At 72.4% G+C, this 26941-nt stretch carries 28 protein-coding genes; 15 read left to right on the top strand and 13 right to left on the bottom strand.

Annotated features, from left to right (window positions below; all coding sequences use genetic code 11):
- Positions 1-7 precede the first annotated feature (7 nt).
- Both AB0C15_RS08370 and AB0C15_RS08375 read left to right on the top strand, forming a co-directional pair.
- Positions 8-979, top strand: a complete 972-nt coding sequence (locus AB0C15_RS08370; protein WP_357350035.1) for a CU044_5270 family protein — start codon at positions 8-10, stop codon at positions 977-979.
- A gap of 96 nt (positions 980-1075) precedes the next feature.
- Positions 1076-2011: a DUF2332 domain-containing protein gene (locus AB0C15_RS08375; RefSeq protein ID WP_357350038.1), complete on the top strand. Its 936-nt coding sequence runs from the start codon at positions 1076-1078 to the stop codon at positions 2009-2011.
- 40 nt (positions 2012-2051) lie between these two features.
- Here AB0C15_RS08375 and AB0C15_RS08380 read toward each other — a convergent pair whose 3' ends face one another.
- Both AB0C15_RS08380 and AB0C15_RS08385 read right to left on the bottom strand, forming a co-directional pair.
- Positions 2052-2993 carry a MerR family transcriptional regulator gene (locus AB0C15_RS08380; protein ID WP_357350040.1) on the bottom strand — a complete coding sequence of 314 codons (942 nt, stop codon included), beginning with the start codon at positions 2991-2993 and terminating at the stop codon, positions 2052-2054.
- A gap of 47 nt (positions 2994-3040) precedes the next feature.
- Complete coding sequence (locus tag AB0C15_RS08385) at positions 3041-3604, bottom strand: dihydrofolate reductase family protein (RefSeq protein ID WP_357350042.1); 564 nt, start codon at positions 3602-3604, stop codon at positions 3041-3043.
- A gap of 156 nt (positions 3605-3760) precedes the next feature.
- Between AB0C15_RS08385 and AB0C15_RS08390 the strand changes: the two genes are divergently transcribed.
- The 3 genes from AB0C15_RS08390 (at position 3761) to AB0C15_RS08400 (ending at position 5687) form a co-directional block, all read left to right on the top strand.
- Complete coding sequence (locus tag AB0C15_RS08390) at positions 3761-4750, top strand: asparaginase (RefSeq protein ID WP_357350044.1); 990 nt, start codon at positions 3761-3763, stop codon at positions 4748-4750.
- 34 nt (positions 4751-4784) lie between these two features.
- Positions 4785-5039, top strand: a complete 255-nt coding sequence (locus tag AB0C15_RS08395; RefSeq protein ID WP_357350046.1) for a DUF5522 domain-containing protein — start codon at positions 4785-4787, stop codon at positions 5037-5039.
- Positions 5040-5138: 99 nt separating this feature from the next.
- Positions 5139-5687, top strand: a complete 549-nt coding sequence (locus AB0C15_RS08400) for a hypothetical protein (RefSeq protein ID WP_357350048.1) — start codon at positions 5139-5141, stop codon at positions 5685-5687.
- 19 nt (positions 5688-5706) lie between these two features.
- Here the strand turns inward: AB0C15_RS08400 and AB0C15_RS08405 are convergent, their stop codons facing one another.
- Positions 5707-6396 carry a metal-dependent transcriptional regulator gene (locus AB0C15_RS08405; protein ID WP_357350049.1) on the bottom strand — a complete coding sequence of 230 codons (690 nt, stop codon included), beginning with the start codon at positions 6394-6396 and terminating at the stop codon, positions 5707-5709.
- A gap of 100 nt (positions 6397-6496) precedes the next feature.
- Here AB0C15_RS08405 and AB0C15_RS08410 point away from each other — a divergent pair, with 100 nt between their 5' ends.
- Genes AB0C15_RS08410 through AB0C15_RS08420 form a run of 3 tightly spaced genes read left to right on the top strand, consistent with a single transcriptional unit; the run spans position 6497 to position 11157 of the window.
- The gene (locus AB0C15_RS08410) at positions 6497-7357 is read left to right on the top strand and encodes a sulfurtransferase (RefSeq protein ID WP_357350051.1); all 861 of its coding nucleotides are present in this window, start codon (positions 6497-6499) and stop codon (positions 7355-7357) included.
- Between the two features lie 48 nt (positions 7358-7405).
- Positions 7406-8587 (top strand): acetoin utilization protein AcuC, encoded by a 1182-nt coding sequence (locus AB0C15_RS08415; RefSeq protein WP_357350053.1) that lies wholly within the window; start codon positions 7406-7408, stop codon positions 8585-8587.
- A 14-nt stretch (positions 8588-8601) separates the two neighbouring features.
- Positions 8602-11157 (top strand): GNAT family N-acetyltransferase, encoded by a 2556-nt coding sequence (locus AB0C15_RS08420; protein ID WP_357350055.1) that lies wholly within the window; start codon positions 8602-8604, stop codon positions 11155-11157.
- 10 nt (positions 11158-11167) lie between these two features.
- On the opposite strand, the gene AB0C15_RS08425 is transcribed toward AB0C15_RS08420, so the two are convergent.
- Complete coding sequence (locus tag AB0C15_RS08425) at positions 11168-11575, bottom strand: VOC family protein (protein WP_357350058.1); 408 nt, start codon at positions 11573-11575, stop codon at positions 11168-11170.
- Between the two features lie 97 nt (positions 11576-11672).
- The gene (gene sigB, locus AB0C15_RS08430) at positions 11673-12677 is read right to left on the bottom strand and encodes an RNA polymerase sigma factor SigB (protein ID WP_357350060.1); all 1005 of its coding nucleotides are present in this window, start codon (positions 12675-12677) and stop codon (positions 11673-11675) included.
- Between the two features lie 266 nt (positions 12678-12943).
- Between sigB and AB0C15_RS08435 the strand changes: the two genes are divergently transcribed.
- Complete coding sequence (locus AB0C15_RS08435; RefSeq protein WP_357350062.1) at positions 12944-13732, top strand: sporulation protein; 789 nt, start codon at positions 12944-12946, stop codon at positions 13730-13732.
- A 248-nt stretch (positions 13733-13980) separates the two neighbouring features.
- Here AB0C15_RS08435 and dtd read toward each other — a convergent pair whose 3' ends face one another.
- Both dtd and AB0C15_RS08445 read right to left on the bottom strand, forming a co-directional pair.
- Positions 13981-14403, bottom strand: coding sequence for a D-aminoacyl-tRNA deacylase (gene dtd / locus AB0C15_RS08440; RefSeq protein WP_357350064.1), 423 nt, complete (start codon positions 14401-14403; stop codon positions 13981-13983).
- Positions 14403-15887, bottom strand: coding sequence for a methyltransferase (locus AB0C15_RS08445; RefSeq protein WP_357350066.1), 1485 nt, complete (start codon positions 15885-15887; stop codon positions 14403-14405). Before AB0C15_RS08445 ends, dtd begins: the two co-directional genes overlap by 1 nt.
- A gap of 78 nt (positions 15888-15965) precedes the next feature.
- Between AB0C15_RS08445 and AB0C15_RS08450 the strand changes: the two genes are divergently transcribed.
- The gene (locus AB0C15_RS08450; protein ID WP_357350068.1) at positions 15966-16547 is read left to right on the top strand and encodes an HhH-GPD-type base excision DNA repair protein; all 582 of its coding nucleotides are present in this window, start codon (positions 15966-15968) and stop codon (positions 16545-16547) included.
- 9 nt (positions 16548-16556) lie between these two features.
- Here the strand turns inward: AB0C15_RS08450 and AB0C15_RS08455 are convergent, their stop codons facing one another.
- Positions 16557-16868 carry a hypothetical protein gene (locus AB0C15_RS08455; RefSeq protein ID WP_357350343.1) on the bottom strand — a complete coding sequence of 104 codons (312 nt, stop codon included), beginning with the start codon at positions 16866-16868 and terminating at the stop codon, positions 16557-16559.
- 2 nt (positions 16869-16870) lie between these two features.
- Positions 16871-17170, bottom strand: coding sequence for a hypothetical protein (locus AB0C15_RS08460; protein ID WP_357350070.1), 300 nt, complete (start codon positions 17168-17170; stop codon positions 16871-16873).
- A gap of 128 nt (positions 17171-17298) precedes the next feature.
- On the opposite strand from AB0C15_RS08460, the gene AB0C15_RS08465 reads away from it, so the two are divergent.
- On the top strand, positions 17299-17658 hold the full coding sequence (locus AB0C15_RS08465; RefSeq protein WP_357350072.1) for a DUF3099 domain-containing protein: 360 nt from the start codon (positions 17299-17301) through the stop codon (positions 17656-17658).
- Positions 17659-17713: 55 nt separating this feature from the next.
- On the opposite strand, the gene AB0C15_RS08470 is transcribed toward AB0C15_RS08465, so the two are convergent.
- On the bottom strand, positions 17714-18613 hold the full coding sequence (locus AB0C15_RS08470; RefSeq protein WP_357350074.1) for a PfkB family carbohydrate kinase: 900 nt from the start codon (positions 18611-18613) through the stop codon (positions 17714-17716).
- Positions 18610-19545, bottom strand: coding sequence for a pseudouridine-5'-phosphate glycosidase (locus AB0C15_RS08475; protein ID WP_357350077.1), 936 nt, complete (start codon positions 19543-19545; stop codon positions 18610-18612). The genes AB0C15_RS08470 and AB0C15_RS08475 overlap by 4 nt, the downstream gene beginning before the upstream one ends.
- Before the next feature lie 88 nt (positions 19546-19633).
- Between AB0C15_RS08475 and AB0C15_RS08480 the strand changes: the two genes are divergently transcribed.
- The 3 genes from AB0C15_RS08480 to AB0C15_RS08490 all read left to right on the top strand — a co-directional run bounded on the left by AB0C15_RS08480 (position 19634) and on the right by AB0C15_RS08490 (position 22445).
- Positions 19634-19852, top strand: a complete 219-nt coding sequence (locus AB0C15_RS08480; protein WP_007456912.1) for a DUF3039 domain-containing protein — start codon at positions 19634-19636, stop codon at positions 19850-19852.
- 40 nt (positions 19853-19892) lie between these two features.
- Positions 19893-20537, top strand: a complete 645-nt coding sequence (locus AB0C15_RS08485; RefSeq protein WP_357350079.1) for a trimeric intracellular cation channel family protein — start codon at positions 19893-19895, stop codon at positions 20535-20537.
- A 174-nt stretch (positions 20538-20711) separates the two neighbouring features.
- Entirely contained in the window at positions 20712-22445 is a 1734-nt protein-coding gene (locus tag AB0C15_RS08490; protein ID WP_357350081.1) for a DEAD/DEAH box helicase, read from the top strand.
- Positions 22446-23312: 867 nt separating this feature from the next.
- Here AB0C15_RS08490 and AB0C15_RS08495 read toward each other — a convergent pair.
- Complete coding sequence (locus AB0C15_RS08495; protein WP_030337431.1) at positions 23313-23546, bottom strand: hypothetical protein; 234 nt, start codon at positions 23544-23546, stop codon at positions 23313-23315.
- Positions 23547-23791: 245 nt separating this feature from the next.
- A complete protein-coding gene (locus tag AB0C15_RS08500) occupies positions 23792-25402 on the bottom strand; it encodes an RNA polymerase sigma factor (RefSeq protein ID WP_357350085.1) in 1611 nt (536 codons plus the stop codon).
- A gap of 666 nt (positions 25403-26068) precedes the next feature.
- On the opposite strand from AB0C15_RS08500, the gene AB0C15_RS08505 reads away from it, so the two are divergent.
- Complete coding sequence (locus AB0C15_RS08505; RefSeq protein WP_357350087.1) at positions 26069-26887, top strand: inositol monophosphatase family protein; 819 nt, start codon at positions 26069-26071, stop codon at positions 26885-26887.
- The last annotated feature ends 54 nt before the right edge of the window (positions 26888-26941 follow it).

Raw genomic sequence — 26941 nt, forward strand, 5'->3', positions numbered from 1 at the left:
GACGGAGATGACGATGAACGAGACCGAACGGTCGCCGCGGGGTTTCGAGGAGCAACTCCTGCGGGATCTGACCGCCCACGTCGCCCAGCGGGCCGAGCTGGCGTCGGCGGCCCGTCCCGCCGAACGCCGTACCCGGTTCCTGCGCGGTTGGCGGCTCGCCGGAGCGTTCGGGCTGGCGGTGACGGTGACCGCTGGTGCACTGGCGGTCCAGACCATGCGGCTTGGCGACCAGCCGCCGCCCACGGCCAGCGCGTCGGAGATCTTCCACCTGGCCGCCGACGCAGCCCGGCAGCAGCCGGAACTCACCGCCCGACCCGATCAGTACGTCTTCACGGAAACCCTGGCGACGATTCGGGACCGGCCGGCCAGCGGCCCGTACCGGACCATCCGGAACCAACTGTGGCAGTCGGCCGGTGGTGTGGCGTACACGCAGGGACGGTACCGACCGGAGGCCGATCCGAACGGATGGGGAGAGCTGAGGGAGCTCCGCATCGACGATCCCGGCGATCCCGAGAAGGAGCTCGACGCATTTCAGTGGCCGGCGTACCACGGCGACCTGCCCACCGACCCGGACGAGCTGCTTGGCTACCTTCGGGAGCACCCGATCGACCTGCACCTGCCCGAGGGAGCCGACGAGGAGGCCGTCTACGGGGACGAGGACATGGCGTACACCACGGCCTGGTCGATGCTCCACGGCTACGTGCCGCCCCGCGCGCTCGCGGCGCTCTACGAGGTGTTGGCCCGGCAGCCCGGGGCGACAGTCATCTCCGCCGACGTGGTGGACGCCGCCGGCCGGCACGGGGTGGCGATCCGGATGCCCGGGGTGATCGGTGGAAACATGGACCTCATCTTCGATCGGGACTCCCACGTCTACCTCGGCACCCGCAACTCGGTGATACGCGACGGCAAGGAGTCACTGGAGTCGGCTGCCGCGCTCCTGCGGGTCGCCATCGTCGACCGGCCGGGCCAGCAGCCGTGAGCGGCGACAATGTCGCGCGGCACTCGAGAAGGCGAGTGAGCTGGCACACGGAAATGCGGGCTGAACGACCGAGGAATGGGCTGCGACGATGAGGGCATGACGACCGCTGAGGAGTACGCCACGTTCGGCAACCGCGAGGCGCGCGAGGTGTCGCCCACGTACGAGCGCCTGGCACACGCCGTCGCCCGCGACGACGACCTCCTCGCCCTGCTCGACGGGTTGCCGCCGGCCAAGCGGCAACCGAACCTGCTGTTCGGCGTCGTCCGCTGGCTCGGTGGCCCGGTCGACGACCCGGTCGCCTTCCACGACTTCGTGGTGACGCACTGGGCCGCCGTCGAGGCGGAGTTGCGCACCCGGGCCACCCAGACGAACGAGGCAGGCCGGTGCGCCCTCCTGTTGCCGCTGCTCGCCGCGTTGCCGCAGCCCCTCGCCCTACTGGAGGTCGGAGCGTCTGCCGGGCTCGGCCTCTACCCCGACCGGTACGCGTACCGCTACGGCGATCATCGGGTGGGCTCCGGCGAGCCGGTCCTCGACTGCGCGGCCGACGGGTTGGTGCCGCCGACACGCGTACCCGAGGTGGTGTGGCGGGCTGGCCTGGACCTCAACCCGCTCGACGTGACCGACCCCGGCGACGTGTCCTGGTTGGACGCCCTGATCTGGCCGGAACACGCTCACCGGCGGGCCCGGCTGCGGGCCGCGGCGGCGGTCGCCGCCGCCGACCCGCCGCTGCTGGTCCGCGGCGACCTGGTGGACGACCTGCCGGCGCTTGCCGCGCGGGCACCCACCGACGCGACGCTCGTGGTCTTCCACACCTCCGTGCTCTATCAGGTGCCGCAGCCGCGCCGGGACGCGTTCGTCCGGCTGGTCCGCGAGCTGCCGGGGCACTGGGTCGCGAGCGAGGGGCCGGAGGTGCTCCGGTACGACGGGCTGCCCGACCCGCCGGACGACGCGCTGCACAACGTTCTCGCCCTCGATGGCAAGCCGCTTGCCTGGACCAGAGGCCACGGTCAGACGATGACCTGGTTCGGCTGACCCCACCCAGCCGAGCGGCGCAGGAGCCGGCCCGGTCAGCTCAACGGGCCGGCTCGGGCATCCGGGCGCGCAGGGCGCGGATGAACCAGTCCACCGCCGGCACGGTCGCATCGCCTGTCGCCCAGCCGTTGAGCACCGCCAACAGGTCGAGGTAGCGGTCCCGGCGGGGGTCGTCGGCCAGCAGCAGCCGGTCGAGCAACCGCCGACGCAGGTTGGCGTCGTTCGAGTGACGGTGCAGGCTCGCGTACCGGGTGGTGACAGTGGCGACCACCGGGTCGGCGTCGGGGCTGGTCGGGTCGAGACCGGCGGCGAGAGCGGGGGCCACCGCGTCCCGGACCACCGCGACGGCGTCCGGGCGGGGCAGCCCCGGGATGTCGTGGTCGGCGGCGTGCTGCCGCGCCAGCCGTCGCATCCGGGCCCGAAACTCCGGCTCCCGACACAGCTCGGCCAACTCCAACCACGCCTCGATCTGCTCGGTGCTGGGGTCGTCGGGCAGCTCCGGTGTCATCGAGGCGATCACCCCTTGGTACGCCGGCTGGTCGCCGAGGCCGGCGAAGACGGTGCCCAGGAAGTCGGCGACCAGGTGCCCCCGCTCCCAGGCGGTGAGCTGGGCCAGGCGGTGCAGCTCGTCCACCTCGGTCGGGCCAGACCCGCGCCGCGCCGCCACGGTGAGCACCGCCTGACGCAGCCGCAGCACCCGGATCTGCACGGCCAACGCCTCGGCGTGTGCGGCCGCCACCACGGGCAGCGGCACCTCCTGGTTCACGACCCGCCGGATGGTGGCCAGGTCCAGGCCCAGGTCACGCAGCGTTCGGACCAGCTCCAACCGGGCCACGGCCGCCGGGCCGTACCACCGGTAGCCGGCCGGGCTCCGGTCGGTCGGTGGCACGAGCCCGCTGTCGGCGTAGTACCTGATGGTCTTGACGCTCAGGCCGGTCCGCCGGGCCAACTCACCTATCGTGTGCCGTGTCTCCCCGCTCATGCCCCCACCCTCGTGTCTCCCCCCGGTGGAGACTCAAGCAGCTCTGGTCAGCGGACCCGCTCGTGGTGGAGCAGGACCACGCCGTTGCCGAAGACGCGGCTCTCCACGAGACGCAGGCCGGTCGGAGCGTCCGCTTCGGGGAAGAGTCGACGGCCCCGACCGACAAGCACCGGGTGGACGTAGATCCGGTACTCGTCGATGAGGTCGTGCCGGGCGAAGGTCGCGGCCAGGTCGGCACCGCCGAGCGCCAGGTCGCCGCCCGGTTCGGCGGTGAGCTTGCGGACCTGCTCGACGTCGACCTCGCGCGCGATCGTGGCGTTCCAGTCGGCCTTGTCGAGCGTGCGCGAGTAGACGATCTTCGGCATGTCCCGCCAGATGCCGGCGAACTCGCGCTCCGGGCCACTGGCGGTCGGCTCCTGATCGGCGGTCGGCCAGTAGGCGGCCATCAGCTCGTGGCTGACCCGGCCGGTGAGGAACCCGCCCATCGGGCGAATCACGTCGTTGAAGTGCTGGTGCAACTCCTCGTCGACCTGGTGCCAGCCGATGTCGCCGCCCGGGCCCTCGAAGAACCCGTCCAACGACACACTCATCTGCACAACGATCTTCCGCATCGCGTCTCCTCCGTGCTCGTCGAAGTGTCCGCAACCGAGCATCGTCGGACCCTACGACGAAACCACGACGATGCGGGGGCATGTCGTCGCATCCCGAGCGGTGGGTAGGGTCCCGGAGCCGCCCCACCAGAGCGGCCGAACGGAGGCTCGAATCCCATGTCCATCGCCCTGATCACCCTCGGCGGCACGATCGCGATGGGCGGCGTCGACGCCGGCCGCCCCGGCGTGGTCACCCGGCTCACCGGCGCGGACCTCACCGCCGCCGTGCCCGGCCTGGCCGAGTGGGGCGTACCCGTCAATGTGCTGGACACCCACGCGGTGCCCAGCGCCCACCTCACCGGCCGGCAACTGCTCGCCGTGGTCGACGAGGCGTCCCGGGCGGTCTCCATCGGCGCGACAGGTGTCGTGGTCACCCAGGGCACCGACACCCTGGAGGAGACGGCGTTCCTGGCCGACCTGGTCTGGCCGCACGCCGCCCCGCTGGTCTTCACGGGCGCGATGCGCAACCCCACGCTGGCCGGCGCGGACGGGCCGGCGAACCTGCTCGCGGCGCTGCGGGTGGCCGCCGCCCCGACCGCCCGTGACCTGGGCGTGCTGGTCGCGGTCAACGACGAGGTGCACGCCGCCCGCTGGCTGCGCAAGACGCACAGCACCAGCACGAGCACCTTCGCCTCGCCCAACACCGGCCCGCTCGGGCAGGTGATCGAGGGGGAGGTGCGGGTGTTGACCCGGCCGGTGCGGCACGAGCCGCTGCCGCCCGTCGACCCGGACCGGCTCGACACGACCCGGGTGGCCCTGTACGTGGTGACGATGGACGACGACGGGCTGCTGCTGGACGGCCTGAGCGCAACCCACCAGGCCCTGGTGGTGGCCGGGTTCGGCGTCGGGCACGTGCCGGCCGTTCTCGCCCCGGTGCTCGGGGACCTGGCCGAGCGGATGCCGGTCGTGCTCACCTCCCGCTCCGGGGCCGGGTCGGTGCTGCGGCACACGTACGGGGCGGTCGGCTCGGAGACCGACCTGCAACGACGCGGCCTGCTCAACGGAGGGCTGCTCGACCCGTACAAGGCGCGGGTGCTGCTGCGCCTGCTGCTCGCGGCGGGTGCCGGCCGAGACGAGGTGGCCGCCGCGCTGGCCCGGCACGGCTGAGCCTGGTGGCTGCGCCCGTCCCTAGACTGCTGCGGTGAACGGAGAGCGGAAACCCCTGGCCGACCGGCCGCTCACCGAGCCGCACCCCTCCCGGGTGTCGCCGGAGCACCCCGATCGGGCCCGGATCCTCGCCGCGCACACCGCCGCGCTGGCCGCCGACGAGGCCGGCTATCTCGACCCGACGAGCGGGCTGTTCGTGCTCAGCGCCGGTTTCCTGGCCCGCCGGGGGACCTGCTGCGGGCGGGGCTGCCGGCACTGCCCGTACGTGGACGATCCGCCGGCGAAATAGGCGTCGATGAGGGGCTTCCGCACGACACCGGCACCCCGTACGGTGTCCGACGGACATCCGGCGGGCGCCTTCCGCCGTCGGTCGGCGAGAGGGTGGGACGTGCGCGGGCGGATCGTGGTCGCCGGGCTGGCCGGGCTGCTGGTGAGTGGCTGCGCCGACGAGGCGGAACCGGCGGCGGTGCCACCGCCGGTGCCGGTCGCGGTGGACGTCGCGGCGGCCTCCTCGGGCGGTGCCTGCCGCCTGCTGGACTTCACGGTGATCGAGCAGGTGGTGAAGGCGCGCTTCGACGTGGCGGCGTCAAGTGAACGGGGCGACACCCACACCTGTGTGGTGCGGGCCACGGGTGCGAGCCTGCCGGAGCTGACGCTCAGCGTGACCGAGACCACGATCGACAAGACGAGCTTCGGCGCGGACGTGGTGCCGGACAAGGCGGCCAAGGTGACCGGGCTGGGTCAGCAGGCGTACCGGCGGACCACCGCCGCGGCGAGTGGGCGCGGGCCGGTCGCCGAGGTGGGTTGGTTGGCCAGCGACGGACGGCTGGCCACGATGAGCTGGACCGCGGCCCGTGGCAGTGAGCGCTCCGCGGTGGAGAAGTTGACCGCCGACCTGGCCGCGCTCGCGAAAAAGGTGGACACCCGGGCGTTGTGACGCCCGGGTGTCCGATTGATCAGTTTGCGGCGACGAAGACCCGGGAGGCGACCTCGCGGGGCAGCCGCACCCGGTCGCCGGAGCGGTCGATCGACACTCCGTCGCGTTCCTGGGCCACGGTCACCGTGGCGCCCGGGTCGACCCCGGCGGCGTGCAGTTGGCGCAGCACGTCGGCGTCCTTCTGCACGCTCTCGCAGATCCGGCGCACCACGACCGGCCCGGAGAGGCCGGGGAACGCCAGGTTGCGCTCGCCCTCGGCGGGGTCGGCCGTCTCCGTCGCTGGCGAACCCAGCTCCTGGAGCCCGGGGATCGGGTTGCCGTAGGGGGAGCGGCTCGGCCGGTTGAGCAGGTCGTAGACCCGCTTCTCCACGGCGTCGCTCATCACGTGCTCCCAGCGGCAGGCCTCCTCGTGGGCCTCCTCGTAGGGCATCCCGATGACGTTTACCAAGAGCAGCTCGGCGAGGCGGTGCTTGCGCATCACCGACACGGCGCTGCTGCGACCCTGGGCGGTCAGCGTCAGGTGCCGGTCTCCCTCGACGGTGAGCAGGCCGTCGCGCTCCATCCGGGCGACGGTCTGGCTCACTGTGGGGCCACTCTGCTGCAGCCTCTCGGCGATCCGGGCACGAAGCGGTGGCACCCCCTCTTCTTCCAACTCGAGGATGGTGCGCAGGTACATTTCGGTCGTGTCGACCAGGTCGTGAGACTTCATAAGGTCAGCGGCCCTCCGGTGCACGATATTACCTCGGTGAACGGCTGGTGACCGCCGCCGAACCGCGTGCGGGCTACGCGAATGGTGTTGGATGGTCGCCATGTCCGGTACCCAGGAGCCGTTGGTCGAGGTCGATCGGCTCGTCGCCGAGATCGACCGGGCCGATCCACCCACCCTGCTCGACGTCCGCTGGCGGCTCGTCGGCCCGCCCGGCCGCGACGACTACCTCGCCGGCCACCTGCCCGGTGCGGTCTTCGTCGACCTGGACACCGCGCTCTGCGGGGCACCGGGCGCGGGTGGTCGACACCCCCTGCCCGACCCGGCCGCGTTGCAGGCCGCGCTCCGGGCCGCAGGCGTCCGCGCCGGTCACCCCGTGGTGGTGTACGACGGCGGCGACGGCCTGGCCGCCGCCCGGGCCTGGTGGACGCTGCGCTGGGCGGGGCACCGTCAGGTGCGTGTGCTGCACGGCGGCTACCCGGCCTGGGTCGGCGCCGGTCGAGAGGTCTCCACCGACGCGCCCGCGCCGCCCCCCGGTGATGTCGTGGTGTGCCCCGGCGGCCTCCCGGTGCTCGACGCGGGGCAGGCCGCCGCACGTGCCGCCGCGGACGACGCCGTGCTTCTCGACGTGCGGGCAGCGCCGCGGTACCGGGGTGAGGTCGAGCCGATCGACCCGGTCGCCGGGCACGTGCCGGGAGCGGCGAACCTGCCCGCCGGGGAGTACGTCGGGCCGGACGGTCGGTTCCCGGCCGCCGACGTGTTGAGCGCGCGGTTCGCCGCCGCCGGGGTGACCGAGGAGTCGGCCGTCGGGGCGTACTGCGGCTCGGGGGTGACCGCCGCGCAGGCGGTCCTCGCGCTGCACCTGGCCGGCCGCCCGGACGCCGCGCTCTACGTTGGATCGTGGAGCAACTGGGTGGCCGACCCGGCTCGTCCGGTCGCCTCCGGGTCGACACCCGGCCGCTGACCAGCGCGTGCGGTGGGCTGGTGCCGGTCCTCGTGCGACGATGGGCCGATGTCCGACGACACGGTGGTGGTGTGGGACGAGTCGCTGCTCGCCTACGACATGGGTGACCATCCACTCGACCCGGTCCGGGTGGAGCTGACCATCGCGCTCGCCCGCGAGCTGGGCATCCTGGATCGGCCCGGGGTGCGCGTGGTCAAACCGGAGCCCGCCGACGACGCCCTGCTCACCCGGGTGCACCAGCCGGCGTACCTCGCCGCGGTGCGCAACGCCCCGCGCGACCCGCTCTTCGCCGGGTACGGCCTGGGCACCTCGGACAACCCGGTCTTCGAGGGGATGCACGAGTCCAGCGCGCTCATCGCCGGTGCCACGGTGGCCGCCGCCGAGGCGGTCTGGCGCGGTGACGCCCGGCGGGCGGTGAACGTGGCCGGTGGGCTGCACCACGCGATGTCCGCCCGCGCCTCCGGCTTCTGCGTCTACAACGACCCCGCGGTGGCCATCGCCCGCCTGCTCGACCTGGGCGCCGAGCGGGTCGCGTACGTGGACGTCGACGTGCACCACGGCGACGGGGTGCAGCAGATCTTCTGGGACGACCCACGGGTGCTCACGGTCAGCCTGCACGAGACCCCGCTGGCGCTCTTTCCTGGCACGGGTTTCCCGGACGAGACGGGTGGGCCGGGCGCACAGGGCAGCGCGGTCAACATGCCGTTGCCGCCGGGCATCGACGACAGCGGCTGGCAGCGGGCGTTCCACGCGATCGTGCCGTCGGTGCTGCGCGCGTTCCGACCGCAGGTGCTCGTCAGTCAGTGCGGCGCCGACGGTCACCGACTCGACCCGCTCGCCGACCTGAACCTGACGGTGGACGGTCAGCGGGCCACCTACCTGGCGATGCGGGCGCTCGCCGACGAGCTGTGCGACGGCCGGTGGGTGGCCACCGGCGGCGGCGGGTACGCGCTCGTCGAGGTGGTGCCCCGCGCCTGGAGTCACCTGCTGGCCGTGGCCACCGGTGACCCGATCGACCCGGCCACGCTCACCCCGCCCGGGTGGCGGGACCTGGTCGTCTCCCGTCGGCTGGGCCGGGAGGTGCCGTTGCGGATGACCGACGACGCCGACCCGTCGTACGAGCCGTGGCAGCCGACCGGCGAGCCGAACGCGGTGGACCGGGCGATAGCCGCCACCCGCAAGACGGTCTTCCCGCTGCTCGGGCTCGACCCGCACGATCCGCGGGACTGAGCCGGGCCGTTTCGGTGACGAGCCTGGACCAGCCGGTCGACGTGCTGCTGAGCGACGGCAGCACGGTCCAGTTGCGACCGATCGACCCGGCCGACGCGCCGGGCATCGTGGCGATGCACAGCCGGTTCTCCGAGCGCACCCGCTACCTGCGGTACTTCTCGCCGTACCCGCGCATCCCGGAACGGGACCTGGTCCGCTTCGTCACCGTGGACCACCACGACCGGGAGGCGTTCGTGGTGTTGGCCGCCGACCAGATCGTCGCGGTCGGCCGGTACGAGCGGCTCGGCCCGCAGGCGCCCGAGGCGGAGGTGGCCTTCGTGGTGGAGGACGCCCACCAGGGTCGGGGCATCGGCTCGGTGCTGATGGAGCACCTGGCCGACGCGGCCCGCCGCAACGACATCATGAGCTTCGTCGCGGAGGTCCTACCGGCCAACGGGACGATGCTGCGGGTCTTCGCCGACTTCGGCTACCAGGTCCAGCGCGAGTACGCCGACGGCGTGGTCCACCTGAGCTTCCCCATCGCACCCACCGAGGCGAGTCTGGAGGTGCAGCGCGGCCGGGAGCACCGTACCGAGGCCCGTTCGATCGCCCGGCTGCTCGCTCCGCGCGGCATCGTCGTCTACGGTGCCAGCGCCACCGGCCAGGGCGTCGGCGCGGCGGTGCTCGGGCACCTGCGCGACGGCGGGTTCACCGGCGCGGTGGTGCCGGTGCACCCGAACGCGTCGAGCGTGGCGGGCCTGCCGGCGTACCCCTCGGCGGTGGACGCCGCCACGCCACTGGACCTGGCGGTGGTGGCGGTCCCGCCCGAGTCGGCGACCGCCGTCGTCGCCGACGCGGCCGCGGCCGGTGTGCACGGCCTGGTGGTCATCTCGGCCGGCTTCGCCGAGGCCGGCGGCGAGGGCGCGGCCACCCAGCGGGCGCTGGTCCGCGCGGCGCACGCCGCCGGGATGCGGGTCGTCGGCCCGAACTGCCTGGGCGTGGCGAACACCGACCCGACGGTACGCCTCAACGCCACCCTCGCCCCGGCGCTGCCGCCGGCCGGTCGGGTCGGCATCTTCAGCCAGTCCGGCGCGTTCGGGGTGGCGCTGCTCGCCGAGGCGGACCGGCGGGGCCTCGGCCTGTCCAGCTTCGTCTCGGCCGGCAACCGGGCCGACGTCTCCGGCAACGACCTCCTTCAGTACTGGCAGGACGACCCCGGCACCGACGTGATCATGCTCTACCTGGAGACCTTCGGAAACCCGCGCAAGTTCGCCCGGCTGGCCCGACGGATCGGCCGGGCCAAACCTGTCGTCGCGCTCGCCTCGCCGGCCCGCCCGGTGGGCGTGGGCGACAGCGCCGGTCCGGACGAGGTGGCGGTCGCGGCGCTCTTCGCCCAGTCCGGGGTGATCCGGGTGGACACCGTGCCGGAGCTGCTCGACGTGGGTGTGCTGCTGGCCAACCAGCCGTTGCCGGTCGGTGGCCGGGTCGGTGTGGTCGGCAACTCCTCGGCCCTCACCGGGCTCGCCGCGACCGCCTGCGTCGGGCAGGGCCTCACCGTTGCCGACGGTTACCCCCGCGACGTCGGGCCGAGCGCCGGTGCCGCCGAGTTCGCCGCCGCTCTCGCCGAGACGGCCGCCGACGACCGGGTGGACGCCCTGGTGGTGGTCTTCGCCCCACCGCTACCCGGCCAGTTGACCGAGGTGGACGCCGACGTGACCGCCGCGCTGCCGGCCGCCCTCGCGCTGGGCAAGCCGACAGTGGCGACCTTCCTGGTCGGGCGGCTACCGCCGGGGGTGCCGGCGTACGGCGGCGTGGAGGAGGCGGTCCGGGCGCTGGCCCGCGCGCACCGGCACGCCGAGTGGCTGCGCCGCCCATCCGGGGTGGCGCCGGAGCTGCCCGGCCTCGACCGGGCCGCCGCCCAGGCCGCGCTCCGGACCGACGCCACCGACCCGGCTGCGCTGCTGGCCGCGTACGGCATCGAGGTGGTGGCCTCGGTGCCCGTCGACTCGGCCGACGCGGCGGTCGACGCGGCGGCACGGCTGGGTTTCCCGGTGGCGCTCAAGGCGGCCGCCCCCGGGCTGCGGCACCGACTCGACCTCGGTGCGGTCCGGCTCGACCTGCCCGACGAGCCGACCCTCCGTCGCGCGTACGCCGACCTGGCGGCGACCTTCGGCGCGGACGCGCTGGTCCAGCCGATGGTTCCGCCCGGGGTGGCCTGCGTGGTGGAGGTGGTGGAAGATCCCGCCTTCGGTCCGGTGGTCGGCTTCGGTCTCGGCGGGGTCGCCACCGAACTGCTCGGCGACCGGGCCTGGCGGGCGGTGCCGCTCACCGATCGGGACGCCGCCGAACTTGTCGACGAGCCCCGGGCCGCGCCTCTGCTGCGCGGGCACCGGGGCGCCGCGCCGGTCGACCGGGCGGCCCTGGCCGACCTGCTGCTGCGGGTGGGTCAACTCGCCGACGAACAGCCCCGGGTGCGATCGCTGACCCTCAACCCGGTGCTCGCCCGCCCGGACGGCATCTCGGTCCTGCACGCCCAGGTGGGGGTGGGTGGGGCGGTCGCCCGCCCGGACACCGGCCCCCGCCGCCTGTGACCGCTCCGGGTCAGGCGCGGCTGGAGATCTGCTGGACGCCCCAGGTGTTGCCGTCCGGGTCGGCGAAGAAGACGAAGCCGACGTTGTCCAATGGATCCGGCACCGGCCGCGGGTTCTGACCGATCACCTGGATCTCACTGACCTCCACACCCCGACCGACCAACTCCTCGTGGGCCCGCCTCAGGTCGGGCACCACCAGTTGAAGGCCCCTGAGTGAGCCGGGCGGCATCTCCGGGACGACGCCCTTACCGATCACGACCGAGCAGCCGGAGCCGGGCGGGGTGAGCTGGACGATGCGCGCGTCGTCGCTGATCACCGTGTCGTGGTCGACGGTGAAGCCGAGCTGGTCGGCGTAGAACGTCTTCGCCCGGTCCACATCCGAGACCGGCACGATCACCACTTCCAACGTCCAGTTCATCGTTGCTCTCCTCACGTCGCCGGTGCCCCAGTCAAACATCCCGACCGCACGGAAGGCCCCGGCGAACCGCCGGGGCCTTCCGTGGGAACCGGGTGCGTCAGCAGGCGTACGCCTCCAGGCGCTGCGCCCGCTCCGGGTCGCGCAGCTTCAGCAGCGTCACCTTCTCGATCTGCCGGATCCGCTCCCGGGACAGGCCGAACTCGCGGCCGACCTCGTCCAGGGTGCGCTGCCGTCCGTCGTCCAGGCCGAACCGGAGCCGGATGACCGCCTGCTCCCGCTGCGACAGGGTGGAGAGCACGATGCTCACCTCGTTGCGCAGTTCGCCCTGGGCGGCGCCGTCGCCCGGCTCGGTACGCGGGTCCACCGAGGCCACGAAGTCGCCGAGCGCGCTCTCACCGTCGTCGCCGACGGCCTGGTCCAGGCTGACCGGCTCCCGGTCGTACGAGATCAGCTCGATGACCTGGATCTCGGGGATCTCCAGTGCGCGGGCGACCTCGGCGACAGTCGGTTCGCGGCCCAGCGTCACCGCCAGTTCGCGGCGGGCCCGGACCATCCGGTTGACCTGCTCGACCATGTGCACCGGGATGCGGATGGTGCGGGCCTGGTCGGCCATGGCGCGGGTGATGGCCTGCCGGATCCACCAGGTGGCGTACGTGGAGAACTTGTAGCCCTTGGTGTAGTCGAACTTCTCCACCGCCCGGATCAGGCCGAGGTTGCCCTCCTGGATCAGGTCGAGGAACGCCATGCCACGGCCGGTGTAGCGCTTGGCGATGCTGACCACCAGCCGCAGGTTCGCCTCCAACAGGTGGTCCTTGGCTGCCCGGCCCTGCGCGACGATCAGCTCCAGGTCGGCGCGCAGCTCCGCGGAGACCGGGGTGCAGGTGGCCAGCTTCTCGTCGGCGAACAGGCCGGCCTCGATGCGCCGGGCCAGGTCGACCTCCTGCGCGGCGGTCAGCAGCTTCGTCCGGCCGATCCCGTTGAGGTAGGCCCGGACCAGGTCGGTGGAGATGCCGCGCTCGTCGGTGGCGTCCAGGTCGACGAGGGCCTCGGAGGCTCCGTCGGTGTCGGTCGTGGTGGCTGGGCGCGTCCGGTGTTCCGTCATCTGCAGGACCATCTCTGTCTCTCCCCGTTTCCACGTGTGTGCCGTGTTCCCGGCCCAGTGGTGCCGGTGTGACAACAGCTTGGCGGGCGGGGCGTAAAACGGGAGTGAGGCGATCGGGCACCCGACAGGAATCGAGTCGGGTCGCTGGTGCGGTGTGTCGTCCCGGCGTGTGGTTGCCCGACCCCGTTACGTTGCGGACGGCCGGCCACCTCAGGTCGGCCGGCCGGCCACCTCTGGTCGGTCGAGGACGACGGACGGAGGACGGTGTGGTCTTCAAGCGGCTCATGAAGGCGATGGGCGTCGGCGGACCATCGGTGGAGACGGTGCTGGCCAACCCGAACTGCCGCCCGGGCGGCCAGTTGGAGGGCCGCATCCAGGTGCTGGGCGGCGACCACCAGGTCGACATCGACCACGTCACCCTCGGTCTGGTCACCCGGGTCGAGGTCGAGAGCGGCGAGAACGACCACGACACCACTCAGGAGTTCCACCGGCAGCGGATCACCGGCGCGTTCCGGTTGGAGCCGGGGCAGCGCTACGACCTACCGTTCCGCTTCGACGTGCCGTGGGAAACGCCTGTCACCGAGGTGTACGGGCAGCACCTGCACGGGATGACGATGGGCCTGCGTACCGAGCTGGAGGTCGCCCGCGCGGTCGACAAGAGTGACCTGGACGTCGTGTCGGTGCACCCGCTGCCCGCTCAGGAGCGACTGCTCGACGCGTTGCTGCGGCTGGGCTTCCGGTTCGCCCGTGCCGATGTGGAGCGCGGTCACATCTACGGCGTACGCCAGGCGTTGCCGTTCTACCAGGAGATCGAGTTCGACCCGGCGCCGCAGTACGCCCGCTCGATGAACCAGTTGGAGGTGACCTTCATCGCCGACCCGCAGCAGATGCAGGTGGTGCTGGAGGTCGACAAGCGTGGTGGCGTCTTCACCGAGGGCCGGGACGCCTTCGGCCGGTTCACTGTCGACCACGCCACCGCCGACCGCACCGACTGGACCGCCGAACTCGACAACTGGCTCCGCCAGTCCCTAACCCGCCGAGGCCCCTTCTCCTAACCCCACCCGAACCCCACCCGAACCCCACCCCACCCGAACCCCACCCCACCCGAACCCCACCCCACCCGAACCCCACCCCCACCCCCTGCCACTTCGCCGCGGTGATCAAGAGGTTTGCGTCAAACCAAGGGCGAAATCTGACGCAAACCTCTTGATCAACGAGGGGGGTGCGAGGGGTGCGAGGGTCGGTGCTGGGTGCTGGGTGCTGGGTGCTGGGTGCTGGGTGCTGGGTGCTGGGTGGGGTGGGGTTAGAGGTCTAGGAGGAGGGTTTGGGGGCCTATGTTGATGCTTTCGACGAGCATGTGGGTGCGGAAGCGGCCGGTTTCGACAGTGGCGCCCCTCTCCCGTAACGCGTCGACCACGGCGGTCACCAGTGGTTCGGCGGCCTCGGCGGGGGCGGCTGCGGTCCAGCTCGGGCGGCGGCCCTTGCGGGCGTCGCCATAGAGCGTGAACTGACTGACCACCAGGATCGGCGCACCGATGTCGGCGGCAGACCGCTCACCGTCCAGGATGCGCACCTCGTGCACCTTGCGCGCCATCGTCTGCGCGGTCTGCGCGGTGTCGGTGTGGGTCACCCCGAGCAGCACCAGCAGGCCGTTGTCGATCGCGCCGACCACCTCGCCGTCCACCGTCACGCTGGCCCGCCCGACGGTCTGCACCACGGCACGCATCAGGCGGTCACCGGCTCGATGAAACCGCGCTCCACCAGGTGCGCCACGATCGGGCCGGCGGCCTCGGCCATCTCGTCGGGCTCGACATCGTGCGCGGCGGCGAGCAGGGCGAGCTGGTCACGCAGTGGCAGCCGACCGTCGGCGCCTCCGACGAGCGCCAGCACCAGCGGGTCGATCTCCTCGGTCCAGCGCAGGCCGTTCGGCATCGCGAGGACCTGCCGGTCCACTGCCCAGCCCTCCTCGCCCATGGTGGCCTCCTGTCGCAGCTGGAGGCCCTCGGCGGCCCGGTAGCGCTCGGCGAGCAACGCTTCGGTGCCGCGTACCCGGAGAAAGTCCTGGCGGTCGAACCAGGCACCGATCTGGTCGCCAAGCGGCGGTTGGACCCGCTGGCGCAGGTCCTCCACCCGGACCACCGGGTCGGCGTGTCCGCCCCGGCGCAGCGACACGATGCCGAAGCCGACCCCCTCCACCTTGTGCGCGTCGAACCAGTCCAGCCAGGCGGCCATCCGTTGCGGGTCCGCGGTCTCGCCGGCGTCGGTGAGCCACAGATCGACGTACGCCATCGGATCGGCCACCTCGCGCTGGATGACCCAGGCGTCCAGGTCGGTCCCGGCGAACCAGCCGGCCACCCGCTCGTTCCACTCCTCGCCGGCGACGTGCACCCAGTTCGCCAGGTACTGCATGGTGCCGCCCTCGGTGAGCAGAGCGGGGGCGGTGGCGGCCAGCTCGGCGCCGATCGCGTCGCCGACCCGACCGGAGTCGCGGTAGACGTGCGTGGTCGTACCCGGGCCGACCACGAACGGCGGGTTGCTCACCACCAGGTCGAACCGCCGACCGGCCACCGGGGCGACCAGGTCGCCGCGGAGCAACTCCCAGTCCTGCCCGTTGAGGGCGGCGGTGGTCGCGGCGAAGCGCAGCGCCCGCTCGGAGAGGTCGGTGGCGGTCACGGACCGGGCGTGGGTGGCCAGGTGCAGGGCCTGGACTCCGGAACCGGTGCCCAGGTCCAGGGCGGTGTCGACCGGCCGCCGCATGGTCGCGCCGATCAGGGTGTGGGTCGCCCCGCCGATGCCGAGGACGTGCTCGGCGTGCAGCGGACGACCCGGGCGAGCGCTGCCCGGCACGTCGGCGAGCACCCACCAGTCGTCGCCGTACGGCTCCAGGTCGACGCCGGCACGCAGGCCGTCGCCGTACCGCTCGACCAGCCCACCGGCCAGCGCCTCCGGCACACTCAGCGGTGCCAGGGCGGCGGCCACCGCCGCCTCCGGCTCGGTCTGGTCGCAGATGAACACCCGGATCAGGGTGCCGAGCGGGTCGCCGTCCTCGGTGGCGCGCAGCGCGGCCCGGTAGTCGTTGCGGGCGACCGCGGCGGTCGCCTGGGCGCCCAGCCGTTCGGCGATGCCGTGGCTGGTGAAACCGGCCCCGGTCAGCGCGGTGCGCAGCGCGTCGACACCGGCGGGGGAGAGCAGCATGTCGTGTTCGTCCACCCCGACATCCTGCCTGCCGCCGCGTCCCGGGTCAGCGTCACCCGCCGATCGCCGGCCCGGCTACGGCATCATCAAGGCATGACGCTTGTGCTGCCCATCGACCCGGAGGCCAACCTGCTGCTGGAGCGCAGCCCGCTGGCGCTGCTCCTCGGCATGGTCCTCGACCAGCAGGTGCCGATGGAGAAGGCGTTCTCGTCGCCGTACGTGCTGGCCCAGCGGCTCGGCCACGACCTGGACGCGGCCGAGCTGGCCGGGTACGACCCGGAGGCTCTCGTCGCCCTCTTCGCCCAGCCGCCCGCGCTGCACCGGTTCCCGAAGGCGATGGCGGCCCGGGTGCAGGAGGTCTGCCAGGTGCTGGTGGAGCGTTACGGCGGTGACGCGGCGCTGCTCTGGGCCGGGGTCGCCGACGGGCCGGAGTTGCTGCGGCGGGTCGCCGCGCTACCCGGGTTCGGCAAGCAGAAGGCGCAGATCTTCGTGGCCCTGCTCGGCAAGCGGTTCGGGGTGACCCCGCAGGACTGGCGGACGGCGGCCGGAGACTACGGCGACCCGGGCGCGTACCGGTCGGTGGCGGACGTCACCGACGCCGATTCGCTGCGTCGGGTGCGGGAGTTCAAGCAGCAGATGAAGGCGGCGGCCAAGGCGAAGACCGCCGGCGGCTGAGCCGGCTGCTCAGGCGGCGGTGGGGTGCGCCAGCGACGCCAGCGCGCGCCGCACGTCGGCGAGCGAGACGGTCGCCGAGTCGTCCAGGTCGGCGAGGCCGGCCTCGATCCACTGGCGCATCAGGGTGGTGACTCCGATGCCCCGGGCGTCGGCGGCGGCACGGACCCGCTCGTAGGTGTCCAGCGGCAGTCGTACCGAGCGGCTCACCATCGGCACGTCGCTGTCCGGGGTGGGCAGCTCGGCCGCCGGGCTCTCGTCGATCAGGTCGGCGAGCCGGTCGTCGCCGCTGTGGAACTGCTTGGTCGCGTCGTTGCGGTGCATCGTCACGGCCTCCTCGTCTCCCGAGATCTCCGCACGGCCTCGTCGTAGCGCTTGGACTCGACGTCGCTCAGCTCGCGGGCGGAGAGGATGTCCCAGTCGTTGTCGGTGCCATCGGCCTCGGCGAGCAGCACCGCCAGTCGGCGGCCCCGTCGGGCGGCGGCGTAGACCACCATGACGTCGTCACCCAGATGGCGGATGACCCGGCGGGCGCTGTGCAGCGCCTCCCAGACTTCCCCGGGTGTGACGTCGTAGACCCTCAGGTTGGCCAACGCCTCGTCGGTGAAGCTGAACCTGCTGCCCACGCGCGGAGCGTACCACGCGCGTAACACGCGGCGGGATGAGTCGAATTTCGCTGCTCAGGGACCTGCCGAATTTCGCTGATCACGGGCCTACGGTGACAGGATGAGGTGTAACCCCCTCGAGGAGGTCCATGGTGAAGCGTCAGGCGTACCAGCCGATTCTGATCACCGACGCCTCGCGCAGCCAGGACGATCAGCTCAACAGTCGCCAGCGCCGATATCTCCTGATGATGGGCATCCGGGTGCTGTGCCTCATCGTTGGCGCGATCCTGGTCGGTGCGAAGGCCCCACTGCTCTGGCTCTGGCTGCCGCTGTGCGGTCTCGGCATGCTGCTCATCCCCTGGCTGGCCGTGCTGCTGGCAAACGACCGGCCGCCGAAGGATCAGCACCGGCTGGCCAACCGGTTCCACCCCCGCCACCAGGACGACACCCCGCCGATGAGCCTCACCGCCGAGGAGCGCCCGCACAAGGTCATCGACGGCGAACCCTGACCCGCGAGCGGGCCAGGGTTTCGCGCCGTCAGGGTCGCGGTCCGCGCGCCGACCGCTACGGCTGTGGCCGCGCGCCGGCGGTGGAGACGGCAAGCGCGCCCAGGTCGGTGGCGCGGTCGAGGGCCGCGGTCGGGGTGGCACCGGCCAGCCACGCGGTTAGCAGACCGGCCGCGAAGGCGTCGCCCGCCCCCGTGACGTCCACCACCGCCACCCGCCGGGCCGGAGCGACACACACCGGAGTGGTGCGGTCGACCCAGACCGCGCCGGCCGCGCCGCGCTTCACCACGACCCGCCGAGCCGTCGCCGACAGCGCCCGCCCCTGCGCCGCCGGGTCCAGCCCGCCGGCCAGCACCGTGGCCTCGTCCGCGTTGACCAGGAGCAGGTCGATGTCGCGTACCCAACTCAGGAACGCCGCCGCACCGACTCGCCGCAGCGGCGCCGCGGAGGCCGCGTCGACGCTCGTGGTGAGCCCGCGCTCGCGGGCGGCGGCCAACGCCCGCAGCCCCGCGCCGCGCGACTCGACGTCCAACAGGGTGTACGCGGACAGGTGCAGATGCCCAGCGTCGGGCGCCGCCGCGACGGCCTGCTCGACGTGCGCGGCGCTCAGCCGCAGGTTCGCGCCGCGCTGGCTGACCATGGTGCGCTCGTCGTCGGCGGCCAAAACGATGACCGTGCCGGTGGGGGCGCCCTCGACCCGCTCGATCGCGCAGTCGACGCCCGCCCGGTCCAGCTCGGCCACCCGGTCGCGGCCGGCGTCGTCGTCGCCGACGGCGCCCACGAGCGTGACGTCCACCCGCTGTGCGGCGATCCAGGCGGCGGTGTTGGCCGCCTGACCACCGCCACCGAGGCTGATCGCGGCCCCGGTGTCCGAGCCGGCCGCGAGCGGCCCGGACAGCACGGCGACCACATCGGTGATCACGTCACCGACGACGACCATCCGGGCCGGTCGGGTCATGCCGGGACGGTGGTGCCGCGGGCCGCCGAGGCGACCGCGATCCGCGCGGCCAGGTCGGCGTTGCGCAGGATGATCCGCACGTTCACCGCCAGGCTGGCGCCCTCGGTGGACGCGTGGAAGTGCGCGAGCAGGTACGGGGTGACCGCCTTGCCGGTGACCCCGTCCCGCTCCAGCAGGGCCAGGCCCTCGGTGAGCGTCCGGTCGTGCAGCTCCGGGTCGAGCTGCTCGTCGACCGGCAGCGGGTTGGCGATGAGCAGCCCACCGGTGTGCAGGGCGTGCTCGTCCCGGGCGGCGAGCACGGCGGCGACCTGCTCCGGCGAGTCCACCGACCAGTCCAGGTCGAAGCCGGCGTCGGTGAGGTAGAAGCCGGGGAACCGGCGGGTGCGGTAACCGACCACCGCGACCCCGAGGGTCTCCAGGCGCTCCAGCGTCGCGCCCACGTCGAGGATCGACTTGACCCCGGCGCAGACCACCGCGATCGGGGTCTGCGCGAGGGTGACCAGGTCCGCCGACTCGTCGAAGGTGTGCGCGGCCTCCCGGTGCACCCCACCGAGGCCGCCGGTGGCGAACACGCCGATACCGGCGGCGGCGGCCACCGCGCTCGTCGCGGCCACCGTGGTCGCGCCGTCCGCCCCGGTGGCGGCCGCCACCGCGAGGTCGCGGACGGAGAGCTTGGTCACGCCGTCGACCGTGGCCAGCCGGGTCAGTTGGGCGTCGTCCAGGCCGACCACCAGCTCGCCGGCGATCATGCCGATGGTCGCCGGAACGGCGCCGGCGTCCCGAACCGTCCGCTCGATCTCCCTGGCCACCCGCAGGTTCTCCGGCCGGGGCAGACCGTGCGAGACGATGGTGCTCTCCAGGGCGACGACGGGCCGGCCGTCGCGCAGGGCTTCGGCGACCTCGGTGCCGTAGCTGATGCGAAAGTCAGTCACGTTGGCACCGTACGGGGTCGGGTGTCCGTTGACCTCAAGTGGACCCGGCCTCGATGACCTGCCAAACTTGTCGGTTGGAGGTGCAGACGTGAGCACAGAGGTTCTCGAGCGTCCGGAACTGAAGGACGCCGACACCGGCCCCGAGATGTTCCACTACGTCCGCAAGGAGAAGATCGCCGAAAGTGCCGTCATGGGCACCTTCGTCGTCGCGCTCTGCGGCGAGACGTTCCCGGTCACCAAGGCGGCCAAGCCGGGTTCACCGGTCTGCCCCAAGTGCAAGGAGATCTACGACTCGTACCGCGAGTGAATCTCGGTCGGTGCTCCGGCCAGCGACGTAACCTGCGGCGGTGACCACCTCCACCGCCCTGCTCCTCGCCGACCTCACCGGGGTGGCGGTGTTCGCCGCGTCCGGGGCGTCGGCAGCGGTGGCCAAGCGACTCGACCTGTTCGGCGTCGCGTTCGTCGGTTTCGTGGCCGCCCTCGGCGGTGGGATCTTCCGGGACCTGGTCATCGACGAGGTCCCTCCACTGGCCTTCGCCGACTGGCGGTACGTCGCCACCGCCGCGCTCACCGCGCTCGCCGTCTTCTGGCTGCACCCGCAACTGGCCCGACTGCGCACCACAGTGCTGGTGCTGGACGCGGCCGGCCTGGCGCTGTTCACCGTCACCGGCACGCTCAAGGCCCTCGACGCCCAGGTCCCAGCGGTCGGCGCCTGCCTCATCGGCATGCTCACCGCGATCGGCGGCGGGCTCGCCCGCGACCTGCTCACCGCCGAGATCCCGGTCGTCCTGCGCCGGGAGATCTACGCGCTCGCCGCGCTCGCCGGCTCCGTCCTGGTGGTGTTGCTGTACGTCACCGGGCAGACCGGGCCCGCACCGCTCACCGCCGCCGCCGTCCTGGTCTTCGGGCTGCGGCTGATCGCGCTGCGTCGACGCTGGTCCGCGCCGGTGGCCACGCTGCGCCCACCCCGCACCGGAGACCCGGAGTGGTGAGCTCGCCGGGGTGACAGATGTGACCAGCGTGGCGTCGCCTGGGCCCGGCGGCCCGTGCTGGTTATGCTGAGTCGGCCTTCGCGGCAGCTTCTGCGCGGAGGCGTTTTCATGGGCGGCGGATCCTCGTGGCCCTCGCCCGGGGTCCGCCTTCGTGCGGTCGGAGAGGAGCTTCGCGTGGCAGCCCGGACGCCGGTGCTCGAGACGTTCCCGGCACTACGCGCCTGGCAGCGCAAGGCGCTTGTGGAGTACCTGCGTCGCCGTACCGATGACTTCACCGCGGTCGCCACGCCCGGCGCCGGCAAGACCACCTTCGCCCTGCGGATCGCGGCGGAGCTGCTCGCCGACGGCACCATCGAGGCGGTCACCGTGGTCGCGCCGACCGAGCACCTGAAGACCCAGTGGTCCGAGGCCGCGGCCCGGGTCGGCATCCAACTGGACGCCGCGTTCCGCAACGCCGACCTGCACTCCGCCGCGGACTTCCACGGCGCGGTCGTCACCTACGCCCAGGTGGGGATGGCCCCGCAGGTGCACCGGCGGCGCACCATGACCCGCCGCACCCTGGTCATCCTCGACGAGATCCACCACGCCGGCGACTCCCGCACCTGGGGCGACGGCGTGAAGAACGCCTTCGAACCCGCCGTACGCCGGCTGATGCTCACCGGGACACCGTTCCGCTCCGACGACAACCCGATCCCGTTCGTCAGCTACGAACGGGGCGGGGACGGGCTGCTGCGCTCCCGCGCCGACTCGGTGTACGGCTACTCCGACGCGCTGCGCGACGGGGTCGTCCGGCCGGTGCTCTTCCTGGCGTACTCCGGGGAGACCCGCTGGCGCACCAACGCGGGGGAGGAGTTGGCCGCCCGACTGGGCGAGCCGATGACCCAGGACCTGGTGGCGCAGGCGTGGCGTACCGCCCTGGATCCGGCCGGGGACTGGATGCCGCAGGTCCTGCGGGCCGCCGACGCCCGGCTGACCGTGCTGCGCAACGCCGGCATGCCCGACGCCGGCGGGCTGATCATCGCCACCGACCAGCAGACCGCCCGCTCGTACGCCAAGCTGATCGAGCAGGTGACCGGCGAGAAGGCCGCCGTGGTGCTCTCCGACGACCAGGGCGCTTCCGCCCGGATCGCGACGTTCGCGGCATCCGACCAACGATGGCTGGTCGCGGTGCGAATGGTGTCCGAAGGGGTCGACATCCCGCGACTGGCGGTCGGCGTCTACGCCACAAGCGCCAGCACGCCGCTCTACTTCGCCCAGGCGATCGGCCGGTTCGTCCGAGCCCGCCGGCCCGGGGAGACCGCGTCGGTGTTCCTGCCCAGCGTGCCGCACCTGCTCGGGTTGGCCAGCGAGATGGAGACCGAGCGCGACCACGTCCTCGGCAAGCCCAAGGAAGCCGACGGTTTCGACGACGACCTGCTGGAACGCGCGCAGCGCGACGACCAGGCCAGCGGCGAGTTGGAGAAGCGGTTCGCCGCCCTCTCGGCCACCGCCGAACTGGACCAGGTGATCTTCGACGGTGCGTCGTTCGGCACCGCCGCCCAGGCCGGCACCCCCGAGGAAGAGGAATACCTCGGCCTGCCCGGCCTGCTCACCGCAGACCAGGTCTCGCTGCTGCTGACCAAACGCCAGGCCGCACAGCTCGCCGCCCAACGCCGCCGGACGGCCGACGGGGCCGCTCAGCCGGCCGCTGCGCCCACGGCAGCGCCTCCCGCACCCATGAGCGCCGCCCAGCGTCGCGTGGCGCTCCGGCGTCAACTGAACGCCCTGGTGGCCTCCCGACACCACCGCACCGGCCAGCCACACGGCAAGATCCACGCCGAGCTGCGTCGGCTCTGCGGAGGTCCACCGAGCGCCCAGGCCACCATCGAGCAGCTCGAGGAACGCATAGCCACCGTGCAGACCCTCTAGAGCGGTCCGGCCGCGGCGCGCTGCGCCGTGTCGGCCGTGTCGGCCGTGTCGGCTGTGTCGGTCGGTATCGGTGGTGTCGGCCGTGTCGGTGGTGTCGATGGTGTCGGTGGTGTCGGTGGTGTCGGTCGTCTCGGTCGTGCCGCGAGGATCAGGTCGGGCTTCATCGCCACCGCCCGCCGTGCCCCGGTGTCACTGCCCGCCGTGCCCGGTGTCACTGCCCGCCGTGCCCGGTGTCGCCGTCCGCCGTGCCCGGTGTCGCCGTCCGCCGTGCGCCCGGTGTCACCGTCCGCCGTGCCCGGTGTCGCCGTCCGCCGTGCCCGGTGTAACCGGAGCAGCACCGGTGCCCGGGTGACCACTGCCTCGGTGGCTTTCGCCGTGATCCACTCGGCTTCCTTGAAGACGCGGTGTTCGAGCGAGGTGGAAAGCGCGACTTCCTTGAACCCGAGTGGATCAACGGGCCTGGGCGGTGCTGCGGCTTGTCTGCTGGGAACGGCTGGGGATGCCCCTGTGTGGGGCGTCCCGATTTCAAGATCGCGCAACATCCTGGTTGTAGTGGTGTCGGTGCGCCGGTGAGGCCACCACATCCTGGTTCGAGCGTGATCTTGACGGTCGGTGCCGCGCAGACCTCGCTTCTGGCCTGTCGTGGGGCGGCGTCGCCGTCAAGATCCGCACAGGATCTGGGATGTTGCCGTCTCCGTCGTGTCTAAGGCAGCAACATCGGGGAAGTTGTTCAGATCTTGGTGCGGGGTGCGGGGTGCGGGGTGCGGGGTGCGGGGTGCGGGGTGCGGGGTGCGGGGTGTCCAGACAGAAAAGCTGGCCGGAGGCACCCTCGGGGGTGCCTCCGGCCAGCTATGTCGGTTTGCGGATCTAGTTCGCCATCAGATCGGCGCCACGCCAGCTGAAATCGGGCTCCGTTGCGAACCGCTCGGTGATCTTCACGAGATCCTCCGCGTACTTGTTCGCGTGGTGCCCACAGAACACCAGCTCGCTCCCACCCGCCAGAGTGATCCGGAGCTTCCCGGCAGCATTGCAGCGGTCGCACCGTTCATCGGCGGCTGGGGGTGCCACCGTCTCGGGCGGCGGCGTGAGGGTCGGGGTCATCGCCTTCCTCCTCTGGTCGTCACCGATGAACAATCTCTTCGGTCGTTGCTCACCTATCGTGCAACACCCTTACTAGGCACTGCCTTCCCTGTGTGCCCGCGGGGGACCGAGGTCACACCTGGAAGGGACAGTGTGCCGTGCACCCAGGGTGCCACGTCAACGATCACATTCGTGCATCCGGACGATCACCATCTGGTGTTGCACGCCAGGTGATCAAAAGGACACGTTCGGTTGACGAAACCGGCTCAGTCCAGGTAATCCCGGAGGACCTGCGACCGGGACGGGTGACGCAGCTTGGACATCGTCTTGGACTCGATCTGCCGGATCCGTTCCCGGGTCACCCCGTAGACCTGGCCGATCTCGTCGAGCGTCCGAGGTTGGCCGTCGGTCAGGCCGAAGCGCAGTCGTACCACGCCCGCCTCACGCTCGGAGAGCGTCTGCAGGACCTGCTGGAGCTGGTCCTGCAGGAGCGAGAACGAGACCGCGTCGACCGCGACCACGGCCTCGGAGTCCTCGATGAAGTCACCGAGTTGGCTGTCACCCTCGTCGCCGATGGTCTGGTCCAGCGAGATGGGCTCCCGAGCGTACTGCTGGATCTCCAGCACCTTCTCGGGTGTGATGTCCATCTCCTTGGCCAGCTCCTCCGGAGTGGGCTCGCGGCCCAGATCCTGGAGCAGCTCACGCTGTATGCGGCCGAGCTTGTTGATGACCTCGACCATGTGCACCGGGATGCGGATGGTGCGGGCCTGGTCGGCCATGGCGCGGGTGATGGCCTGTCGGATCCACCAGGTGGCGTACGTGGAGAACTTGTAGCCCTTGGTGTAGTCGAACTTCTCCACCGCCCGGATCAGGCCGAGGTTGCCCTCCTGGATCAGGTCGAGGAACGCCATGCCACGGCCGGTGTAGCGCTTGGCCAGCGACACCACCAGTCGGAGGTTCGCCTCCAGGAGGTGGTTCTTGGCCCGCTCGCCGTCCCGGGAGATCCAGCCCAGGTCGCGGACCATGTCCCGGACGAGCTTCTCCTCGCCCTCGTCGGCAGCCCGCAGCCGCTCGGCGGCGTAGAGCCCGGCCTCGATCCGCTTGGCCAGCTCCACCTCCTGCTCGGCGTTGAGCAGTGGAACCTTGCCGATCTGCTTCAGGTACGCGCGGACGGAGTCGGCGGAGGCGGTCAGCTCGGCGTCGCGTCGCGCCTGCTTGAGGGCCTCGGACTCCTCGTCGTCCCACTCGAAGTCGTTGTCGGTGGCCGAGGCGGCGGCGTCGGTCTCGGCGGCCTGGGCCAGCTCGGCCGGCTCCTCGACCACCACGTCCTCGATGGCGGCGGCCAGCTCCTCCGGGTCGATCTCACCCTCGGCGCCCTCGCCCTTGGCCTTGCCGGCGGCCTTGGTCGGCTTGGCGCCGGCCGCCGCGGCCACCGTCGCCTTGGTGGCCCGGGTCGACCGGGTCGCCTTCGCCGGCGCTCCGGCGGTGGCCTCGGCGGCGGAGCCGGTCGCCTTGCGGGCGGCCACCTTGCGCGGAGACGGCGTCGACGGGGCGTCGTCGGCGGAGGGGGCCTGCTTCGGGGCCGGCGCGGCGGCCTTCTTGGTGGTCTTGGCGGTGGTGGCCCGGGATGCCGGCGTGGTCGAGCGGGCCGCGGCGACGCGGCGCCGGGTGCTCGCCGAGCCGTCGACCACCACGGTCACTCCCGCCTCGGAGAGCGCCCGCAGGATCTTCTTGGCCTGGGCCGGAGTCACCTCGGCGGTCTCGACGGTGCGCGCGAGCTGGGCCGACGTGAGCTGGCCACCGGCGCTCTGCGCGTGGGCGATCAGGGTGTCGGTGAGCGAGCGAACGTCGGCGCCGGGCTGGCGGGGTTCTGTCACGAATGACCTTCCGGAGGCGAAGAGCGGGCACGGCGGGTTCGTCCAGCGCAGCGAGGGTTACCGTGCCGGGCGATGTGGTTGAGGGACCCTCGTGTCACGGTCCGGCCGGTGGTCGGCGGTCCGTGCCGCGTGGGCAGGGGTGAATTGTAACGCCGTCTGCGGCGATCATCCTGCTCCGCACCGCGTACCGCCGGTGAGGACCGGCAGCGCGGCGGAGATGTGGACTTTCCGGCAATGATAGCCGCGCGGCCCGCGTCGGGTTCTCCTCGTCGATGCGAACGGCGCGCAGGTCGGGTAGGACCTGCCGTCTGAGCAGCCAGGACCGGGTCAGCCTGGTGCTTTTCCGGATGTGCGGGTGGGTTGCTGAGGTGGCTGGCGGTCCGGCCGGAGGCGTGCCCGTCAGGTCGCGGTTGGGCAACGGTTGTACGCCGAGCATGGTCGGGATGGTAGGCACTTAAGCCACAATACCGGACTTAAGTGGGCGTATTGGTCAACGTTGGCTGCTAGGGCCGGTCGGGCGGGCCCGGGACGCGCCCCCGCAGCGGTGCCGCGTACCAAAGACCCTGGTCTGGCGCCGTAGCCCGGCGTCAGGAACGATCATCTTCGGAAGTCGGGTCGGTGGGTTCACTCATCCACATGCACTCGGAGTGCGAAAAGAGGCGAACCATGACCAACTCGGCGACGACGCCAGCGGAACTGCTCAGCATCGCGGTGGAGGTGGCTCGGGACGCGGCGGACACCGCGTACCGGATGCGCGCCGAGGGGGTCGTGGTCGCCGCCACCAAGAGCACCGTCACCGACGTGGTCACCGCCGCCGACCGGGCGGTCGAGCGGCAGATCCTCGACGCGCTGGCCGCGCGGCGCCCGGACGACTCGGTGCTCGGCGAGGAGTACGGCGAGGAGGACTCCGGCGCGGGGCGCAGTGGGGTGCGCTGGATCGTCGACCCGATCGACGGCACGGTGAACTACCTGTACGGGTTGCCGCACTCCGCGGTCTCGCTGGCCGCCGAGGTGGACGGGGTGGTGGTCGCCGGCGTCGTCCGCAACGTGAGCACCGGCGAGCAGTGGACCGCCACCGCCGGCGGCGGGGCCTGGCGCGACGGTGTCCGGCTGCGCTGCTCCGACGAGGTCGACCTGGGTCAGGCGCTCGTCGGCACCGGCTTCGGCTACGCCGCCGCCCGTCGGGCGCACCAGGCGCAGGTGGTGGCCGGGCTGATCGCGCACGTACGGGACATCCGTCGACTCGGTGCCGCCGCGCTGGACCTCTGCCTGGTCGCCGAGGGGCGGCTCGACGCGTACTTCGAGAAGGGTCTCGCGGCCTGGGACCTGGCGGCGGGCGGGCTGGTGGCCGCCGAGGCGGGGGTCCTGGTCGCCGGCCTGGCCGGTCGGCCGCCGGGCCCGGATCTGGTGGTCGCGGCCCCGCCCGCGCTCTTCACGCCGCTGCACGACCGGTTGGCCGCGCTGGACGCCTCCGGCGGGCCCTGACCAGCCGTCCCGGCGGCGTTCTCGCACCGCCGACCGCCCCGGCGCTCGCACCGC

This window comes from Micromonospora sp. NPDC048835 (assembly GCF_040649995.1).
GTDB lineage: Bacteria > Actinomycetota > Actinomycetes > Mycobacteriales > Micromonosporaceae > Micromonospora.

Bases quoted from the DNA above. Each gene is read 5' to 3' on its own strand.
- AB0C15_RS08415 (WP_357350053.1), top strand. From the start codon at position 7,406: ATGTCCGACGACACGGTGGTGGTGTGGGACGAGTCGCTGCTCGCCTAC.
- AB0C15_RS08455 (WP_357350343.1), bottom strand. From the start codon at position 16,868: ATGCACCGCAACGACGCGACCAAGCAGTTCCACAGCGGCGACGACCGG.
- AB0C15_RS08450 (WP_357350068.1), top strand. From the start codon at position 15,966: ATGACGCTTGTGCTGCCCATCGACCCGGAGGCCAACCTGCTGCTGGAG.
- AB0C15_RS08425 (WP_357350058.1), bottom strand. From the start codon at position 11,575: ATGAACTGGACGTTGGAAGTGGTGATCGTGCCGGTCTCGGATGTGGAC.
- AB0C15_RS08405 (WP_357350049.1), bottom strand. From the start codon at position 6,396: ATGAAGTCTCACGACCTGGTCGACACGACCGAAATGTACCTGCGCACC.
- AB0C15_RS08465 (WP_357350072.1), top strand. From the start codon at position 17,299: ATGGTGAAGCGTCAGGCGTACCAGCCGATTCTGATCACCGACGCCTCG.
- AB0C15_RS08380 (WP_357350040.1), bottom strand. From the start codon at position 2,993: ATGAGCGGGGAGACACGGCACACGATAGGTGAGTTGGCCCGGCGGACC.
- AB0C15_RS08370 (WP_357350035.1), top strand. From the start codon at position 8: ATGACGATGAACGAGACCGAACGGTCGCCGCGGGGTTTCGAGGAGCAA.
- dtd (WP_357350064.1), bottom strand. From the start codon at position 14,403: ATGCGTGCCGTGGTGCAGACCGTCGGGCGGGCCAGCGTGACGGTGGAC.
- sigB (WP_357350060.1), bottom strand. From the start codon at position 12,677: ATGACGGAACACCGGACGCGCCCAGCCACCACGACCGACACCGACGGA.
- AB0C15_RS08495 (WP_030337431.1), bottom strand. From the start codon at position 23,546: ATGACCCCGACCCTCACGCCGCCGCCCGAGACGGTGGCACCCCCAGCC.
- AB0C15_RS08385 (WP_357350042.1), bottom strand. From the start codon at position 3,604: ATGCGGAAGATCGTTGTGCAGATGAGTGTGTCGTTGGACGGGTTCTTC.
- AB0C15_RS08390 (WP_357350044.1), top strand. From the start codon at position 3,761: ATGTCCATCGCCCTGATCACCCTCGGCGGCACGATCGCGATGGGCGGC.
- AB0C15_RS08375 (WP_357350038.1), top strand. From the start codon at position 1,076: ATGACGACCGCTGAGGAGTACGCCACGTTCGGCAACCGCGAGGCGCGC.
- AB0C15_RS08410 (WP_357350051.1), top strand. From the start codon at position 6,497: ATGTCCGGTACCCAGGAGCCGTTGGTCGAGGTCGATCGGCTCGTCGCC.
- AB0C15_RS08470 (WP_357350074.1), bottom strand. From the start codon at position 18,613: ATGACCCGACCGGCCCGGATGGTCGTCGTCGGTGACGTGATCACCGAT.
- AB0C15_RS08505 (WP_357350087.1), top strand. From the start codon at position 26,069: ATGACCAACTCGGCGACGACGCCAGCGGAACTGCTCAGCATCGCGGTG.